Origin of the sequence: Streptococcus sp. SC1 (genome assembly GCF_030272855.1) — a bacterium.
GTDB lineage: Bacteria > Bacillota > Bacilli > Lactobacillales > Streptococcaceae > Streptococcus.
This window is the reverse complement of record NZ_JAQCMU010000002.1, coordinates 336,836-354,116: the sequence shown is the minus strand read 5'-3', so window position 1 is coordinate 354,116 and position 17,281 is coordinate 336,836. Positions and strand designations below refer to the sequence as shown.

At 38.6% G+C, this 17,281-nt stretch carries 16 protein-coding genes and 1 other annotated feature; of the genes, 15 read left to right on the top strand and 1 reads right to left on the bottom strand.

Translation table 11 applies throughout. The features are described 5' to 3' along the window. Positions 1-20: 20 nt before the first annotated feature. The 10 genes from PAN94_RS04610 to PAN94_RS04565 all read left to right on the top strand — a co-directional run bounded on the left by PAN94_RS04610 (position 21) and on the right by PAN94_RS04565 (position 14,488). Positions 21-2,954 carry a rhamnan synthesis F family protein gene (locus PAN94_RS04610; RefSeq protein WP_285874855.1) on the top strand — a complete coding sequence of 978 codons (2,934 nt, stop codon included), beginning with the start codon at positions 21-23 and terminating at the stop codon, positions 2,952-2,954. After that, positions 2,941-4,242 carry a DUF2142 domain-containing protein gene (locus tag PAN94_RS04605; protein ID WP_285874853.1) on the top strand — a complete coding sequence of 434 codons (1,302 nt, stop codon included), beginning with the start codon at positions 2,941-2,943 and terminating at the stop codon, positions 4,240-4,242. The genes PAN94_RS04610 and PAN94_RS04605 overlap by 14 nt, the downstream gene beginning before the upstream one ends. A gap of 9 nt (positions 4,243-4,251) precedes the next feature. Next, a complete protein-coding gene (locus PAN94_RS04600) occupies positions 4,252-5,496 on the top strand; it encodes a glycosyltransferase family 4 protein (RefSeq protein ID WP_285874852.1) in 1,245 nt (414 codons plus the stop codon). Positions 5,497-5,667: 171 nt separating this feature from the next. Next, complete coding sequence (cps2T, locus tag PAN94_RS04595) at positions 5,668-6,816, top strand: beta 1-4 rhamnosyltransferase Cps2T (protein ID WP_285874851.1); 1,149 nt, start codon at positions 5,668-5,670, stop codon at positions 6,814-6,816. Continuing rightward, complete coding sequence (locus PAN94_RS04590) at positions 6,813-7,748, top strand: glycosyltransferase family 2 protein (protein WP_285874850.1); 936 nt, start codon at positions 6,813-6,815, stop codon at positions 7,746-7,748. Before cps2T ends, PAN94_RS04590 begins: the two co-directional genes overlap by 4 nt. A 5-nt stretch (positions 7,749-7,753) precedes the next feature. Then, a complete protein-coding gene (locus PAN94_RS04585; RefSeq protein WP_285874849.1) occupies positions 7,754-8,563 on the top strand; it encodes an ABC transporter permease in 810 nt (269 codons plus the stop codon). Beyond that, positions 8,563-9,771, top strand: coding sequence for an ABC transporter ATP-binding protein (locus PAN94_RS04580; RefSeq protein ID WP_061909423.1), 1,209 nt, complete (start codon positions 8,563-8,565; stop codon positions 9,769-9,771). The genes PAN94_RS04585 and PAN94_RS04580 overlap by 1 nt, the downstream gene beginning before the upstream one ends. A gap of 17 nt (positions 9,772-9,788) precedes the next feature. Further along, a complete protein-coding gene (locus PAN94_RS04575; protein ID WP_285874848.1) occupies positions 9,789-11,435 on the top strand; it encodes a rhamnan synthesis F family protein in 1,647 nt (548 codons plus the stop codon). 24 nt (positions 11,436-11,459) lie between these two features. Next, on the top strand, positions 11,460-13,928 hold the full coding sequence (locus PAN94_RS04570) for an LTA synthase family protein (protein ID WP_285874847.1): 2,469 nt from the start codon (positions 11,460-11,462) through the stop codon (positions 13,926-13,928). Positions 13,929-13,999: 71 nt separating this feature from the next. Next, positions 14,000-14,488, top strand: a complete 489-nt coding sequence (locus tag PAN94_RS04565; protein ID WP_285874846.1) for an EbsA family protein — start codon at positions 14,000-14,002, stop codon at positions 14,486-14,488. Here PAN94_RS04565 and PAN94_RS04560 read toward each other — a convergent pair. Then, on the bottom strand, positions 14,485-14,682 hold the full coding sequence (locus tag PAN94_RS04560; protein ID WP_306452468.1) for a ferredoxin: 198 nt from the start codon (positions 14,680-14,682) through the stop codon (positions 14,485-14,487). The two genes, PAN94_RS04565 and PAN94_RS04560, sit on opposite strands and share 4 nt — an antisense overlap. A 45-nt stretch (positions 14,683-14,727) precedes the next feature. Between PAN94_RS04560 and PAN94_RS04555 the strand changes: the two genes are divergently transcribed. The 5 genes from PAN94_RS04555 to rplT all read left to right on the top strand — a co-directional run bounded on the left by PAN94_RS04555 (position 14,728) and on the right by rplT (position 17,217). Then, entirely contained in the window at positions 14,728-15,186 is a 459-nt protein-coding gene (locus PAN94_RS04555; RefSeq protein ID WP_285874845.1) for an SAG1386/EF1546 family surface-associated protein, read from the top strand. Between the two features lie 9 nt (positions 15,187-15,195). Beyond that, on the top strand, positions 15,196-15,873 hold the full coding sequence (gene cmk / locus PAN94_RS04550; RefSeq protein ID WP_285874844.1) for a (d)CMP kinase: 678 nt from the start codon (positions 15,196-15,198) through the stop codon (positions 15,871-15,873). 26 nt (positions 15,874-15,899) lie between these two features. Further along, positions 15,900-16,030, top strand: a sequence feature (ribosomal protein L20 leader region). Between the two features lie 16 nt (positions 16,031-16,046). Next, complete coding sequence (gene infC / locus PAN94_RS04545; RefSeq protein ID WP_015604487.1) at positions 16,047-16,577, top strand: translation initiation factor IF-3; 531 nt, start codon at positions 16,047-16,049, stop codon at positions 16,575-16,577. 33 nt (positions 16,578-16,610) lie between these two features. After that, a complete protein-coding gene (gene rpmI, locus PAN94_RS04540; protein WP_005590589.1) occupies positions 16,611-16,811 on the top strand; it encodes a 50S ribosomal protein L35 in 201 nt (66 codons plus the stop codon). 46 nt (positions 16,812-16,857) lie between these two features. After that, positions 16,858-17,217, top strand: a complete 360-nt coding sequence (gene rplT, locus PAN94_RS04535) for a 50S ribosomal protein L20 (RefSeq protein WP_005590588.1) — start codon at positions 16,858-16,860, stop codon at positions 17,215-17,217. Positions 17,218-17,281: the final 64 nt, after the last annotated feature.

The window sequence follows — 17,281 nt, the reverse complement described above, 5'->3', positions numbered from 1 at the left end:
GTTATTTACAAGGAAGTTATATGAAAGATTTAATATCTGTTGTTGTAACTTGTTACAACCATCAAGATTACATTGAACAGTGTTTGCGCAGTATTTTTGCCCAGACCTATCGAAATATTGAGTTGTTGGTATTGGATGATGGCTCCTCTGATCATTCTGCTGAAATCATAGAGGCTGTCTCGGCGGATTCCCCTTTTCCGACGCGGTTTGAAAGCCATGAAAATATGGGGGTTGTTAAGACAAGAAACAAGGCTTTGCAGCAAATTCAAGGCACTTATTTTATTTTTGTGGATAGTGACGATTTTCTGGATTCAGACTATATTGAAAGCTTCTACACAAGCATGGTGCAAGAGGAGGCAGATATTGTCTATGGTGATTTGTATGATCCTGATAAAAAGGAAGTTTACCTTAAATCACGGCCATTTGACAAGCTAGCTTTCTTAACGGAGAATTTTATTTCTAACTGTTCTCTCATTCGACGCTCAATTGCTGATGGTATTTATTATGATGAAGCGCTGAATCGTGAAAAACTGGAAGACTATGATTTTCTTTTAAACTTAATTATCAATCAAGGCGCGAAACCTGTTTATGATGCAAATACAAAGCTGAATTATCGGGTCTTTGACAAAGAGTCAATCTCTAAACGAGATTCTACTCGTTATCACTATGAAATTTATCTAAAAATCCTGCGTAAGTATATGAAACAGATACCAGATGAAGTTTATCAAGCTTTGTCTGCAAATATCTACACTCTAGATAGCAGACTGAATGATTTAATTCAGCATATGAATCAGGTATCCGATTATATTCATGAGCTAAAGGAAAACTGGGAACGTGATAGTGAATTGATTTATCAATATCAGGATGACATTGATGAATTACGTAACTCACTCTCATATCGCGTTGGGAATGCTATCGTCACTCCAATTAAGCAGGTAGGGCAGATTGTCAAAAATCCACGGAATATCCGAACTGTCCTATCTCAAATGAAGCGTCAGTGCATTACCATAAAAAGAAATATCAAATCGCCAAAAACCTATTATTATCGAGTTTTACGGAATTCTCAGCGAAAGCAATTTCAACAAGTGACTGGCAAGAAGTGCCTGATCTACGTCATTTTTGAGGCAGAAGAGAATCTTCAGCGCTACAAGGTTCTATTTTTAGAGAAATTAGCAGCTTTAGTAGATGAAACATTGATTGTAGTAAATGGAGGATTGAAATCAGAGGATTTATCTACTTTGGAACAGTATGGCCAAGTTCTGGTAAGAGATAATACAGGTTATGATGCTGCGGCATTTAGGGAAGGTATTTTAACCATTGGTAAGGAAAAGCTGCAAACTTCTTCTCAACTCTTGCTAGTCAATGATACAAATATTGGTCCAATGCGAGATTTGAATGAGGTCTTCCAAACAATGGCGGAGAGAAACCTTGATTTCTGGGGAATTTCCTTTGGTGAAGTACAAGAAGATGCCACGAATTTCAATCAATATGGCTATATTCCAGAACATCTGCAATCCTATTTTCTTGTCATTGAGCCTTTATTGCTTCGATCAGAGGAGTTTTTCGACTATTGGAATAACCTAACCGATACGGATTCGCGTGATAAGGCTATTGGGAAACACGAAACAACTTTTACTAAGTATTTTGCGGATTTGGGTTATCGATATGATGCTTTGGTGTCTGAAAACAAAGACAGTGCTATGTATATTCATCCTTTGAGAATGCTCAGGGCTGGTAGTCCTTTGGTTAAGTACACCTCATTACAAAATTATAATGCGCAACAATTCCGTTGGCAGGGGCTGGAAAGACGAACGGAAATACCTGATTTGCTTAATTATGTACAAATGGAAACAGATTATCCAGTTGAAATATTGGAAAACATTGTACAAAAATTCAAATCAGTCTCCAGAGAACAGTATATCTTGATTATAGATGGGGTTGAAAACATCATTCCGCAATGTACACGTTACCGAGTGCTGAACAAAGCAGAACAGTTGCGAAAAAACGGCTTCATGGTCAAAGTGGTAAATGTATCAGAATTTGAGATTTCTCAGGCTCGATATGCAAGTCATATTATCATCTATCGTGCTCCATGGTCTTATCAACTCCAATTCTTGTGCGATACAGCTAAAAGAGATAAAAAACCAGTTTATTTTGATATTGATGATTTGGTTTTTGATACAGTTTATACAGATCAGCTGAGCTATACTCAAGGCTTGTCAGAAAAGGACAAGGGCAACTATGATGCGGGTGTCAAAAATTATGGCAAGATGCTAGCTGCCTGTGATGGAGCGATTACTTCGACTTTCCAACTGAAGGAAGAGCTGCTCAAATATAAAGATAAGGTATTGTTGAACAGAAATCGAGCTTCCAGTGACTTGATTGAAATCAGTTCTCACTTTATCAAAGATTATAGTCAGCAAGATTCAAAAGTCAAGATTGGCTATTTTTCAGGTTCAATCAGTCACAATGAAAATTTTGAATTGATAAAGTCAGCCATCCAATATTTGCTTGAAGTTTACAAAAATGTGGAGCTTCATATCGTTGGACATTTGGATATTCCAGAGGATATGAAGCCGTATCAACAGCGGATTGTTGTACATGACTATGTTGACTGGAAGGATTTACCTCAGCTAATCAGTCAGGTCGATATCAATCTAGCTCCACTGGTTGACTCGGTCTTTAACCGGGCTAAATCTGAAATCAAATGGATGGAGGCTGCCTTAGTAAAAGTTCCTACAGTTGCTAGTCACATTGGGGCCTTCTCTGATATGGTGAAAGATGGGGAGACTGGACTTTTGGCTAAAGACGGGGAGTGGAAAGAAAAGTTAGAGAGTTTGATTCTTTCGTCTGACCTACGTCAGGAATTAGCAGAAAATGCCTATAATTTTGTTCTTGAAAACTGCAGTTTAGATAGTAAAGATGACATGGTGAATGATTTTGAAAAGAAGTAAAACGATAAAAATAGAAAATATCTTTTTGATCTTGGCGACGGTCTTTGTCTTGACATTTATGGTGGTTCAACCGATCAATCGTGTTCCAGATGAAATGAATCACGCCCGCATGACTTGGGGGATTTTCCATAAACCGACAGAGAAAACCTACAATTGGATGGAAAATATTTCTTCGGAACCGCATGTTTCTCCAAGAGAGTACAATAAGCTTTTTACGGAAAAATTGGATTTATCTCAGGAAGAGTCTACTTTTGGGATCAATCTCAAGACACTTTCCTTTTTACCGCAGCTAATTGGCATGACCTTGGGATCGTTTATCTATCCATCAGTGGGAGTTATTATCATGATGGGGCGATTTTTTAACGGCCTAGCCTATATTCTGGGTGTTTACTTCCTGATTAAGTATTTTAAGTATGGCAAGAAGGCTCTCTTTTTCATTTCACTTCTGCCAATTATGGTTCAGCAGGCAGCTTCTCTCTCCTATGATGTCATGAACTATTTGGAGATTATGCTGGTTATTGGTTTTTTCACTAATATTGCTTCTAGTAAGAAATTTACCAATAAAAATGTCATCCAGCTTTTGGCCATATCCGTTGGACTCTTTGCAACCAAACTGAACAATGTCTTATTGCTAGGCTTACTTCCATTTATTGATTTTGAAATGGAAGGATTCTTATCTGTTTTGAACAAGCCTTTTCTTGCGACCAAGGCATTTATCGGTCGTCATCGTTATGTTTTTTACAGTTTGGCTCTTGTCGCAGTTTTATTAGCCTTGCATCTGGTTGTCCGCCATCAAGGAGGGATTTTCCACTACAGTAGGGTTCTGCTCAACACTTTGTTTAAACAGCGCATGAACGGTGACCTCAATACCATATTGACTATTGGTCTCTTTGGATTTCTGGGTAATTTCACCATTCAGTTGCCCCTGTGGCTAATCTTTCTTGATGTAGCGGTACTGACTATCATTTTCTTGCAGTCCAAGAAGGATTTTATGACGAAGTCCTATGCAACTGTCTCTGCGTATCTTTTCCTTTTGCAGGTCATTGCTGTTGTCACTATCATGTACCTAGAGTGGACTCCAATTGTTTTAGGAAAAGGTGCTCAGATATCCGTTGGAACTCAGGGCCGCTATTTCACGCCTTTCCTAATTCTATTCTTACCTGTACTTGCGAATATGGGCAAGCTGGAGATTCAGGAGCGGACCGTTAAAAACTTGCTTATAGGCACTTTGTCAGCTAACTTTTTAATTTCAATCTATTTAATGATTCCATTCTATTGGAATTGGTAAGGATAAGCTATGAAGAAAAATATTTTATTCATTTCGCCGACTGGAACCTTGGATAATGGGGCAGAGATTTCTATTTTCCATCTGATGAAGTATTTGGTTCAAGATGGCTATCACGTTATCAATGCGATACCAGATTATCATGTCCAAGTCCAGCAAGACTATATTTCTACTCTTGCAAAAGAAGGAATTAGAACCATTGCTCTGCCATCGGTTAAATGGTGGTGGGAGGATGCACCAGGTGGTCTTCCTGGAACTCATGAAGAGAGGGTAAATTCTTACCAAGAAAATATTGCTGCGCTGAGAAAGTTAATGGTAGATAGCCATATTGACTTGGTCATTACAAATACAGTTAATATGTTTCAAGGAGCGGTGGCAGCAGCTTGTGAGGATATTCCGCATTTCTGGCTGATTCATGAATTTCCCGAGGGAGAATTTGGTTATTATAGAGAGAAAATTGATTTTGTAAATGAATATTCTCAGGAGATTTTTGCGGTGACAGGTTCTCTGCAAAAAAGACTAGCCCAGCTTCTCCCTCATAGAAAAATTCGTTCCTTTGCCCCTTTTACTGAGATTAAAGTGGAAAAGGATCAAAAACTTGCTGGGACTGAGTGTCGTATCCTGTCAGTTGGTCGTCTGACAGAGAGAAAAAATCAACTAGAACTCCTTCAAGCTTATGCACAACTCCCTCAGCCAAGACCAGAACTAGTCTTTATTGGGGCTTGGGACGATGAATATAAGAATAAGTGTGACTCCTATATAGCTGAACATCAGCTAGAAGGTGTCCAGTTTTTAGGATATCGCGATAATCCTTGGGCTGAGGCAACAACGACCGATGTGGCAGTTTTTCCATCCGCTATGGAGACCTTTGGCCTAGTCTATATAGAATCCATTATGAATGGCCTGCCAACTATCCTATCAGATAATCCTGGCCATCTATCAGCTTATGAAATGTTCGAGGAGGGTCAACTCTATCCTACGGGAAATGTAGATGAATTAACAAATCAAATCCAGCAATGTTTAGAGGATTTCGAATACTTGAAGAAGCGCTCTTTAGATAACATGGAAAGAGTAAAGAATCTTTACAAGGTTTCCAGTGTTTATCATGACATATTAGAGGCAATCGCTTATTCGGATACAAATAGTGGACATTCTTTGCGACATATAAAATTTTTATTTGAACCGCGTCCTTCCGCTTCACCAATAAGTACTCTCTTGAACAAAGTAAAGAGAAAAATAAGTTTTTTAAAAAATTAAAGAATACTTTTAAGTGATAGTAGTCTACTACAGATGCTATAAAAGTCGAATCAAACGATAATTTTGCTTAGGCAATATTATGATTTGTTCGACTTTTTTCTCTGTATCCCACAAATCACCAAGAAAATGATATAATAGACTAGATTGTAAATCTTTGAATTGAGGAAAAGCATGAGACATGTCTTCATCATCGGGAGTCGCGGACTTCCTGCTAAATATGGCGGATTTGAAACCTTTGTTGAAAAATTAGTAGAAAATAAGGTTTCTTCCCAAATCCAGTATCATGTAGCTTGTTTGTCGGATGATGAAGTTTTTCATCATTTTGATTACAAGGGAGTGGATTGCTTCACCATTAAGGTTCCTAAATTTGGGCCGGCTCGGGTGATCGCCTATGATATGATGTCCATCAATTATTCTTTAAAGTTAGTGCAAGAGCAGCAGATTGAGCGTCCAATTTTTTATATTTTAGGCAATACGATTGGGGCATTTATGGCACCTTTTGCTCATAAAATTCATAAAGCAGGCGGGACTTTCTTTATCAATCCGGATGGTCTGGAATGGAAGCGGGCCAAGTGGCCTAAGCCAGTTCAAGCCTATCTTAAATATTCTGAGAAGGTTATGACCAAGCATGCTGATCTGGTCATTGCGGACAACCAAGGCATTGAAAGTTATATAAAAGAATCCTATCCTTGGTCTAAGACAGTTTTCATTGCTTATGGAACAGACCTCCAGCTATCTTCTCTTGACTCTCAGGATGCTCGCGCGCGTGATTTTTTTGAGAAATGGCAGAGCAGAGAAAAGGAATATTATTTGATTGTTGGGCGTTTTGTGCCAGAAAACAACTACGAGACCATCATTCGGGAATTTATAAAATCCAAAACCCAACGTGACTTGCTGATTATTTGCAATCATGAGGGAAATCCTTATTATGAAGAGCTTAAGCAAAAAACGGGTTTTGATAAGGATTCTCGGATTAAGTTTGTCGGGACTGTTTATGATCAGGAACTGCTCAAATATATCCGCAATCAAGCTTTTGCCTACTTGCATGGACACGAAGTCGGTGGAACTAATCCTGGGCTTCTGGAAGCACTGGCTCAGACAGATGCCAATCTGGTGCTGGATGTGGACTTCAACCATCAAGTAGCCAAAGAAGCCGCTCTTTATTGGCAAAAAGAAGAGGGGCAGTTGGCTCAGCTGATTAACCGATTGGATGGCCAGATAGACTTTTCTGAGCTAGGTCAGGCGGCTAGAGAAAATATGAAAGAAAACTACACCTGGGAAAAAATTGTAGGTGAATACGAGGAGCTATTTTTATCATGAAAGTGACTATTCTTCTGTCTACCTATAATGGGGAGCAGTTTCTGGCAGAACAGATTGAAAGTATTCAAGCCCAAACCTATAGGGACTGGCAGCTCTTGATTCGAGATGACGGCTCTAGTGATGGGACGCGAGCGATTATTGAGGATTTTTGCCAACAGGACGACCGGATCTTCTTTATAAATCCAGAAGAAACTCAAAATTTGGGTGTCATTAAGAGTTTTCATAGCTTGCTTAAGTATCAGGATTCGGATGTTTACTTTTTTAGCGATCAGGATGATGTCTGGTTGCCAGATAAGTTAGCGATTCAGTTGGCGGCAGCAGAAAACTATGATGCTTCCGTACCTTTGTTGGTTTATATGGATTTAAAAGTGGTGGATCAGGAGCTAAATGTTGTTCACGAAAGTATGATTTGGACGCAGTCTGACCATGCCAATACAGAATTGATTCAAGAATTGACGGAAAATACGGTGACAGGTGGCGTTTCGATGATCAACCGCGCTCTGGCTGATTTGTGGACAGGGCAGGAGGAGCATGAACTGCTTATGCACGATTGGTATCTTGGCTTGTTGGCTTCGGCCTTTGGGCAACTAGTTTATCTAGATCAGCCAGGTGAACTCTACCGCCAACATTCCAATAATGTGTTAGGAGCCCGGACTTTACGCAAGCGGATGAAGAACTGGCTTCATCCTAGCCGTCTATTTGATAAATATTGGAAATTGATAAAAGACAGTCAGACTCAAGCTCACAACCTTCTCAGTCAACCTCTGACAACTGAAAATAGAGAAATTATTGAAAATTTTGTAACAATCATGGAAGCCCCTTTTGCAGAGCGACTGCGACGGATTCGAAAGTATGGTTACAGAAAAAATCGTGCCTTTCATACTTTGGTTTTCACGACGCTCATTCTCACAAAATTTGCTTATAAGGAGTAATATGCATGCTAGATTATTTTAGCCAAAAAAACTGGATTCTCTTGAGAGAATTGGTTAAAACAGATTTCAAATTGCGTTATCAAGGCAGTTTTATTGGGCATTTGTGGTCGATTTTAAAACCCTTAATGCTTTTTACCATTATGTATCTTGTTTTCGTTCGTTTCCTGCGTTTTGATGATGGAACGCCTCATTATGCAGTATCGCTTCTCTTAGGGATGGTGACGTGGAATTTTTTCTCAGAAGCGACCAATATGGGCATGATGTCCATTGTTGCGCGAGGGGACTTACTACGAAAACTGAATTTTTCTAAATCAATTATCGTTTTTTCAGCTATTACTGGTGCAGCGATTAACTATGCGATCAATTTGTTAGTTGTTTTTGTTTTTGCGTTGATTAATGGCGTATCAATCACGCCAGGATGGCTAGTTATTATCCCGCTGTTTCTGGAATTAGTTTTGATTTCAGCTGGTTTTGCCTTTATGTTGGCGACACTTTTTGTTAAATATCGTGATATTGGACCTATTTGGGAAGTGGTTTTGCAGGCAGGCCTGTATGCGACACCGATTATTTATTCACTGACTTATATACTGAAGGGTGGGCATGTTTTGGTCGCTAAACTGATGATGCTTAATCCAATGGCTCAGATTATTCAAGATCTTCGTCATTTTATCGTTTTCTCAGGCAGTACTCGGGGCTGGGATTTGATGGATCATTACTGGATTGCTCTGATTCCTTATTTATTGCCAGTAGTGATATTTGGGCTTGGATATTATATCTTTAATAAAAATGCTAAGAGATTTGCGGAGATTTTATAATGTCAAATAATATTGCAGTAAAAGTTGACCATGTCAGTAAGTTTTTTAAACTGCCAACAGAGTCAACACAAAGTTTAAGGACAAGCCTAGTCAACCGTTTTCGAGGCATCAAGGGTTACAAAGAGCAGAACGTTCTTAAGGATATTTCCTTTGAAGTGGAAAAGGGAGATTTTTATGGAATTGTTGGGCGAAACGGTTCTGGCAAGTCCACTCTTCTGAAAATTATTTCAGAGATTTATATTCCCGAAAAGGGAACAGTGACCATTGATGGCAAGCTAGTTTCCTTTATCGAGCTGGGTGTTGGATTTAATCCAGAGCTGACCGGCCGCGAAAATGTCTATATGAACGGTGCCATGCTGGGCTTCTCAACTGAAGAAGTAGATGCCATGTATGACGACATCGTTGAATTTGCTGAGCTGGGTGAGTTTATGAATCAAAAACTCAAAAATTATTCTAGCGGGATGCAGGTTCGTTTAGCCTTTTCAGTTGCTATCAAGGCTCAAGGGGACATTCTGATTTTGGATGAGGTTCTGGCTGTGGGGGACGAAGCCTTTCAGCGCAAGTGTAATGATTATTTCATGGAACGGAAGCATTCGGGAAAGACAACTATTTTAGTAACTCACGACATGAATGCTGTTAAAAAGTATTGTAATAAAGCTGTTTTGATTGAGAACGGCTTAGTCAAAGTTGTCGGAAATCCTGATGATGTAGCTAACCAATACAGTTTAGACAATGCAAGTGACACCAAAGCCATGAACGAAGATTATGTCGCTGAAACGGAATCTGTTGCAGTTTCCGATTTAGAGGTTCGTCTATTGAGCTCTCCTCAGACAGCGCCAACTGAAGAAATTGAATTTGAGATTAGCTATCAAGTCAATCAAGATATGCCAACCTACATAGCCTTTTCACTGACTGATATTGACCGCACAATTTGGTTGTATAATGATAATTCAATGGATAATTTGACAGAAGGAACAGGCAAGAAGACATTTAAGTACAAATGCCATCTTTCCCAAATCAATCATGCAAAATTGAAATTGCAGGTTTCTGTACGTGATGAAGAGAATCAGATTTTAGCCTTTGCAGATTCTAAGAATACTCCAGTCCTTATCATCAGCCGACGGGATATTGAAGATGACGATACCTCTGCAAAAGACTCAGCAACGGGATTGATTCAGCGTAATGGGGTCTGGGAAATCTCTCAATAAAATGATAAGGTGTTTTCATGGAACGAATATTACTCTATGTTCATTTTAATAAATATAAGCGCGTGAGTAATCATGTCTTCTACCAATTAGAACAGCTCAAGCCCCTGTTTTCCAAAATCCTTTTTATTTCAAATAGTCATATCGAAGAAGTAACTAAGAAAAAGTTGCACGACGAATTTGGGATAAGCAATTTGCTGGAGCGGGAGAATCAAGGCTATGATTTCGCGGCTTGGCGGGATGGAATTAGCTCCGTAGGTTTTGAAGAGCTCAAAAACTACGACTCTCTGACTCTGATGAATGATACTTGCTTTGGTCCACTCTGGGATTTGGAGCCTATTTATAAGCGTTTTGAGGCGGATACTCAGGTTGATTTTTGGGGTATGACCAACTTTCGAAAAACAAAGTATTTTGAAGAACATTTGCAGAGCTATTTTGTTACCTTTAAGCAGCAGATATTGAGGGCAATTTCTTTTCAAGAATTTTGGACAAAAGTAAAAGATTTTACTGATGTTCAAGATGTGATTAACCACTACGAGACGAAATTTACCCAATATTTTACAAGGGCAGGCTTTACCTATCAAGCTTTATTTGATACTCGTCTAGAAGAAGTAGCGGATTTAATTCATCCAGACTTTACTTATTATAAGCCTTTTACTATTCTTGAGAAAAAGGTTCCCTTTTTGAAAGTAAAAGCTATCACTGGCAATCCTTTTTCTGCGAGGTATCTGCTGGAAGAAATTAAAGAGAGAACTTCTTATCCTGTTTCTTTAATTTCTGAGCATATATTTGAATATATCGGTCCAGATGCATCCTGCCTTTTGCAGGATAAGCAGCTTTCGAAAGACGATCAAAATAACTCGCCAGAAAAGTCTGTGCTGCTCCATATTCATGTGACAGACCTTCAAGTCTTCGAGCAATTTAAAGAAAAATGGGAAGATCTCTCTCTACAATACCAATTTATGGTGACGACAGCTGACGAAGAAATCTTTGATCAGATTTTGGAAACTGTATCAGACCGTTATCAAGTTCTTCTAGGCAAAGAAAAAAATTCTATGCAGGCGATGCTTGAACAGAGCGACTTATTACAGAAATTTGCTTTCGTTGGGCATATTTCTACTGTAAATTTAGTAGATAGAATACCTCAGCTTGATAATGTGATGCGTAGAGAACTGATGGAGATGATGTTTGAAAATGCCAATGCTAGTATTAAAGCATTGGAACAAGATGCTAAGCTTGGTCTCGTTATCCCAGATCTTCCAAGTTTAGTCAGATATGGCTTGTTTGAGCAAAAAACATATCGGAAAGAAATGGCTGCAATTTGGCAAGAGCTCCATTGCCAGAAAAATTTTGATTTTGAACAATATCCTGTTTTCACTAGGGTGTATGGTAGCTTTCTTTGGTTTAAGCCTTCTGCTCTGATTAGACTTTTTCAAAACGACTACCAGTTATCAGCTCAAACTGAACCTCAAGTTTTAGAAAGTTTGTTAGTTTATTTGGCTTGGGAACAGGATTATGATTTTAAAATCATGTCTGGAACTCCATTGCCTGCTCTATTAGACTTACAAAGAGAAGCAGAACAATTAATCCAGCAGAAAGGACAACTGGCTCATAAGAGCCTAGCAAAAAAAGTTAGAAGGTATTTATCGAATCTTTTTAAAAGTTAGATAATAGTTTCTGTAGAAAGAATAATGAAATTTTTAGTCAATTATTATAAGCAGATTTCCTATTTGCTTATCAGTTTTTTAGTTTTGGATACCATAGCTGTTGCGACTTTATTCTTATTTCAAGTAAATAAGGGTTTAGATAATTATGCCAGCCTCGGTTTGGTTTTTCTCGTTTTAATAGTGGTTTTATTTGGTGTAGGTCAGATTGTTGCCCAACTGCTAAATCGAAAATTATTAGTTTGGTCTTTTCTCGTTTATGGAATCTACGCCCTGTTTTCTTATTTGCTGACGGTGACGCAGCATGTGAATGATTTTGATTTTAAAGCAGAGAATGTTTTCAGTAATCACTTTGTAGAAGTTAACGGTTTACCTTACTTGCTGCTAATATTTTTATTTGCTTATCTCATTAACCGCTTTTCTTCTCTACAAAAATATCATTCCCGAAGCTTTCTATCTGTTGATGAATTTAATATTGGTTTTCTAGAGATACTTTTTTTGTCCCAATCTTTTCTTCTCTTATCGCTAACAGATAGTAAGATGACCGCTATTTTTCAGCAACAGACTTTGTTGATGAATTATCTTTCAGATAGCGGCTTTGAAATTTCTCAGGATTCGATTTTTAAGTTAATTGGTTTTATTATTTTACTCTTTTTCTTATTTTCGATTCCTAGCTTTTTAGCGGTAAAGGGATTGATAGATATTTCGAGAAATAAAGGAAGCCTTTCAGTCGCAGTCTTAAGTAGCGCAGCTTTTTCTGTTATCTTTAACTACACTATCCAAAATAGTATTCGAGCGGATGTTTCTGTGTTAGAACTTCATTTATTTACTGGGGCAAGTCTCTTTCAGATAGCAGTCTTTTTTGCACTATTTATTTTTATCTATCTTGCTTTTAATCAAATTTTTCTACCCACAATTATCATATTGGTGATAGGTGTTAGTTCAACGATTGCCAGCAGTTTGAAATTTCAATATCGACAAGAACCAATTTTGCCAAGTGATATTAGTTGGTTAAAAGATCCGAAGCTCTTATTTGATTTTCTTGGCGGTAATTATGGGATCTATGCGATTGCTAGTGTGGTAGCTATTGGTTTTTTCTATTGGTTTTTCCGTAGGAAAATTTTACATGGAAAAATAATCGCCATGGTAAAAATTCAACTTATTTCACTGGTTATTCCTATTGTTTTTTTCTTAGGTGTTTTACAGATATTCTCTTCGAAAGAGAATGGCAAAGTTGCCGATAATATTCCAGTTGTGTCCATTTTGAATAATTACCATGATTTGACTTGGTTTGGTAATACAGTTAATTCGCAAATGCGGTCGGTTTCTTTTGTTTGGTTTACTCAATTATCTGATAAGCCTATGATTCAGCCGGCGGGATATTCTAAAGAAAAAATTCAAGAATTAGAAAAGAAATATGGGTCACTAGCTGATTCTATCAATCAGGAACGTAAGCAGAAAATAGAAGAACAGACGGTCATTTATGTTCTTAGTGAGAGCTTTTCTGACCCAGCACGGATTTCTGGTGTATCTATGTCACAAAATCCGATTCCAAATATTCAGGAAATCATGTCTAAGACTACCAGTGGGTTGATGCAATCAGATGGCTATGGTGGTGGAACTGCAAATATGGAGTTCCAAACGCTGACTGGTTTACCATTTTATAACCTATCACCCTCTGTCTCTGTCATTTATACAGAAGTTGTACCAAAGATGAACAAGCTTCCGGCAATTAGTGATTCTTATTCTTCTCAAAATCGTACAGTGATTCATTTAGCTTCACCAAGTAATTATTCCAGAAATATCATATATAAAGATCTGGGATATGATACCTTTATTCATTATGGAACTCAAGGATTACAGGGAGATCATATTGGTGGAAACTATAGTGATAAAACGACCTATAATCAAGTTCTAGACCGTCTAAAAACAGACCAAAGTCAATTTTTCTCAGTTATGACGATGCAAAACCACATGCCTTGGACGGAAGTTAATCCGATTTACATGTCTGCTAGTTACTCAGGTTTCACGGAGGCAGGAAATAAATCCTTATCCAGCTATGTAAGGATGCTCTACCACACAGATAATGCGACCAAGGAGTTTCTAGATAAGCTTTCTAAAATTGATAAAAAGATAACAGTAGTTTTTTATGGTGATCACTTGCCAGGTCTATATCCTCAATCAGCTTTTAAGGATCATCCCGAAAATCAATATTTGACCGATTACTTTATCTGGAGCAATTATGAGACACCTAAGTTGAACTATCCTTTGGTTAATTCTAGTGATTTTTCAGCCCTACTACTTGAGCAGACAAATTCGAAAGTATCTCCTTACTACGCCTTATTGACTGAGGTTCTCCATAAAGCCAGTGTGGACAAGAAAGCACTGGATTCATCAGCTCAGGAAATTGCAGATGATTTGAAATTGATCGAGTATGATATGGTTGGTGGGAAAGGATATCTTTCGAAGGATTTCTTTGCTGTACCAGCAAAATAAAAAAATAGAATAGGTTTACCAATTCTATTTTTTATTATTTTATGCTAAACTAGTAGTGAGGGGGTGAAGATATGATAAAGTTTTTTGGAAAAGTCCGCTATCATTGGCAACCAGAAATGTCAGTGTTAGTGATTTATTGGTCTTTGTCAGTCATTCCGATTTTTATAGGACTGGCCTTGATGTACGAAAGCTCCAGTGTTCCGACTCTTGTCCTCTTTTCATTCTTTTTGTTTATGGTCTTACTGGCTATCGGTGTGCATAGATATTTCACGATTTATGATGACGGTATTTTGCGCATTATTACGGCAAATCCTTTCACGCCAATCAAGATTGATATTTCAACGATTGAGAAGCTAGAGGTAACAAAGACGTCTATCACCCTTCATTTTACAGGGAAGAGTCGTAGCAGGACCTTCTGTATGCGGAAGTGGCCCAAAAAATATTTTGTCAACGCCCTAGCTTTAAACGATCATTTTAAAGGCGAAGTGGAATTAGTAGACAATCTGACTCTTCTAGATTATTTTGAGGTCTACTATGGTGACCAATCTAAGAAAAATTAGTCTTTTAGTAGGGCTCGGGTTGGACAGTTTTTAATAGCCTCGAGAATCTCGGGCTGACTCTCAACCTCTTTTTCTAAGAGCTGGTCGTCTTGATAAAATTTGACAATGCCATTATCATGATAATCAAAGAGATCTGAGTAGGTCTGGCAGAGTCCGCAAGCAATGCAACGTTCGGGAATGAGTGTAACTTTCATACTCATATTGTAATAAGATTTTTAGAAAAACTCAAGGAGGAAGTCATGGAAAAAGAACCATGGGAAGCAGATGTATATGATAATGGAGCAGAGAAATTGAATCGCAGAAAGAAAAGTCAGGCGAGTCGAGTTGATCGCTGGCTGACCATATTAGCGGCTATTTTTCTAGTGATGGTCATTGCTATGGCACTCTTTTTCGCCTATCTATCTACTGGTGGAAGTAATAAAAAGACTGTTATGGATGGATTTTATGGCACTTCTAATGCAGCTGCATCTTCAAGTAGCAGCGCGGAACAACTAGCTCCATCAGAACAACCAAGTGAATCAGAAGAAAAGCCAACTCAGTCTTCAGAAGGTACCTTGACTGTTCAGCCTGGTGAAGGAGAGGCTGCGATTGCAGCGCGTGCAGGTATCTCTATTGCAAAATTGGAGCAATTGAATCCGTCGCACATGTCTACTGGTTCTTGGTATGCCAACCCAGGTGATATTGTTAAGATTCAGTAGGAGCGGGTTATGAAACAGATTCAGATTGCGATTGATGGACCTGCGTCAAGTGGAAAATCCACTGTTGCAAAGATTATTGCCAAAGATTTTAATTATACCTATTTGGATACGGGTGCCATGTACCGTGCAGCCACTTACCTAGCTTTACAAAATCATTTGACTGAAAATGATGTAGATGAGATCGTAGCTTTGCTCGAGACTTATTCGATTAGTTTTGGTCGTTCGGAAAATGGTGAGCAGCTAGTGTTTGTAGGAGATGTTGATGTCACTCATCCAATTCGAGAAAATGAAGTAACCAATAATGTGTCGTGGGTAGCAGCTATCCCGGAAGTGCGTGAAAAATTGGTTCATTTGCAGCAGTTGATTGCTGCACAGGGCGGCATCGTCATGGATGGCCGTGATATTGGAACGGTCGTCTTGCCAGATGCAGAGTTGAAGATTTTCCTAGTTGCTTCAGTTGAGGAAAGGGCAGAGCGCCGCTACAAAGAGAATCTCGAAAAGGGGATTCCAGCTGATTTGGAAACTCTAAAAAAAGAAATAGCGGAGCGGGACTACAAGGATAGTCATCGCGAAGTATCACCCTTGAAACCAGCGGCTGACTCCATTCATTTTGATACGACAGGCATTGGAATTGCTGAAGTTGTCAAATTTATTGAAGAAAAAGCGAAAAAAATTATTGACAAATAAAAAGAAACTTGGTATGATAGTGGAGTTGAGAAAAGCAGAAGTGAGAACTTCTCGCCTTGCGACTAACGTTGTCTGGCTCTACAGGATTCAGTTTCAGTAATGAAATACTATCATGTAGTGCGGGTTTGCGTTAGCAGGTCCGCACTTGTTTTTCTCTAAAAATAAAAAAAGAGGTGAAAACCATAGCAAAACAAGACTTATTCATCAATGATGAAATTCGTGTGCGTGAAGTTCGGTTGATCGGTCTTGACGGCGAACAATTAGGTATTAAACCGCTTAGCGAAGCGCAATCTCTTGCGGATGAAGCAAATGTCGATTTAGTCCTGATTCAGCCACAAGCTAAACCACCTGTTGCGAAAATTATGGACTATGGCAAGTTCAAGTTTGAGTATCAGAAAAAGCAGAAAGAACAACGTAAAAAACAAAGCGTTGTCACTGTGAAAGAAGTACGTCTCAGTCCTACCATTGATAAAGGGGACTTTGATACAAAACTTCGTAACGCACGCAAGTTCCTTGAAAAAGGAAATAAAGTTAAGGTATCCATTCGCTTTAAAGGCCGGATGATTACCCACAAAGAAATTGGAGCTAAGGTCTTGGCAGACTTTGCTGAAGCAACTCAAGATGTTGCGATCATTGAGCAAAAGCCTAAGATGGATGGACGTCAAATGTTCATGCAAATGGCACCGATTAGTGACAAAAAATAAACTGTCAAAAAGTTAGAAAAAGGAGATTTTATCATGCCAAAACAAAAAACACACCGCGCATCAGCTAAACGTTTCAAACGTACAGGTTCTGGTGGCTTGAAGCGTTTCCGTGCTTACACTTCTCACCGTTTCCACGGAAAAACTAAAAAACAACGTCGTCATCTTCGTAAAGCATCTATGGTGCATGCAGGAGATTTCAAACGTATCAAAGCAATGCTTACAGGTCTTAAATAAGAGATTTTGTAACAATTATCTAGGAAATATTTGGAGGAAATAAAACATGGCACGTGTTAAAGGTGGCGTTGTATCACGCAAACGTCGTAAACGTATTTTAAAATTAGCTAAAGGTTACTATGGAGCAAAACACATCTTGTTCCGTACTGCAAAAGAGCAAGTAATGAACTCTTACTACTATGCATACCGTGACCGTCGTCAGAAAAAACGTGACTTCCGTAAATTGTGGATCACTCGTATCAATGCGGCAGCTCGTTTGAACGGACTTTCATACTCACAATTGATGCATGGTTTGAAATTGGCTGAGATCGAAGTGAACCGTAAAATGCTTGCTGACTTGGCTGTTAACGATGCAGCAGCTTTCACAGCTCTTGCAGATGCAGCTAAGGCTAAACTTGCTAAATAAGAATACAAAAAGTTGAAACATTGTTTCAACTTTTTTCTTGTCAGGATGACAATCGCCAAGTGTT

Bases quoted from the DNA above. Each gene is read 5' to 3' on its own strand.
- PAN94_RS04590 (WP_285874850.1), top strand. From the start codon at position 6,813: ATGAAAGTGACTATTCTTCTGTCTACCTATAATGGGGAGCAGTTTCTG.
- PAN94_RS04600 (WP_285874852.1), top strand. From the start codon at position 4,252: ATGAAGAAAAATATTTTATTCATTTCGCCGACTGGAACCTTGGATAAT.
- PAN94_RS04585 (WP_285874849.1), top strand. From the start codon at position 7,754: ATGCTAGATTATTTTAGCCAAAAAAACTGGATTCTCTTGAGAGAATTG.
- PAN94_RS04555 (WP_285874845.1), top strand. From the start codon at position 14,728: ATGGAAAAAGAACCATGGGAAGCAGATGTATATGATAATGGAGCAGAG.
- cps2T (WP_285874851.1), top strand. From the start codon at position 5,668: ATGAGACATGTCTTCATCATCGGGAGTCGCGGACTTCCTGCTAAATAT.
- rplT (WP_005590588.1), top strand. From the start codon at position 16,858: ATGGCACGTGTTAAAGGTGGCGTTGTATCACGCAAACGTCGTAAACGT.
- PAN94_RS04580 (WP_061909423.1), top strand. From the start codon at position 8,563: ATGTCAAATAATATTGCAGTAAAAGTTGACCATGTCAGTAAGTTTTTT.
- rpmI (WP_005590589.1), top strand. From the start codon at position 16,611: ATGCCAAAACAAAAAACACACCGCGCATCAGCTAAACGTTTCAAACGT.
- PAN94_RS04570 (WP_285874847.1), top strand. From the start codon at position 11,460: ATGAAATTTTTAGTCAATTATTATAAGCAGATTTCCTATTTGCTTATC.
- PAN94_RS04565 (WP_285874846.1), top strand. From the start codon at position 14,000: ATGATAAAGTTTTTTGGAAAAGTCCGCTATCATTGGCAACCAGAAATG.
- PAN94_RS04575 (WP_285874848.1), top strand. From the start codon at position 9,789: ATGGAACGAATATTACTCTATGTTCATTTTAATAAATATAAGCGCGTG.
- PAN94_RS04560 (WP_306452468.1), bottom strand. From the start codon at position 14,682: ATGAAAGTTACACTCATTCCCGAACGTTGCATTGCTTGCGGACTCTGC.
- PAN94_RS04610 (WP_285874855.1), top strand. From the start codon at position 21: ATGAAAGATTTAATATCTGTTGTTGTAACTTGTTACAACCATCAAGAT.
- cmk (WP_285874844.1), top strand. From the start codon at position 15,196: ATGAAACAGATTCAGATTGCGATTGATGGACCTGCGTCAAGTGGAAAA.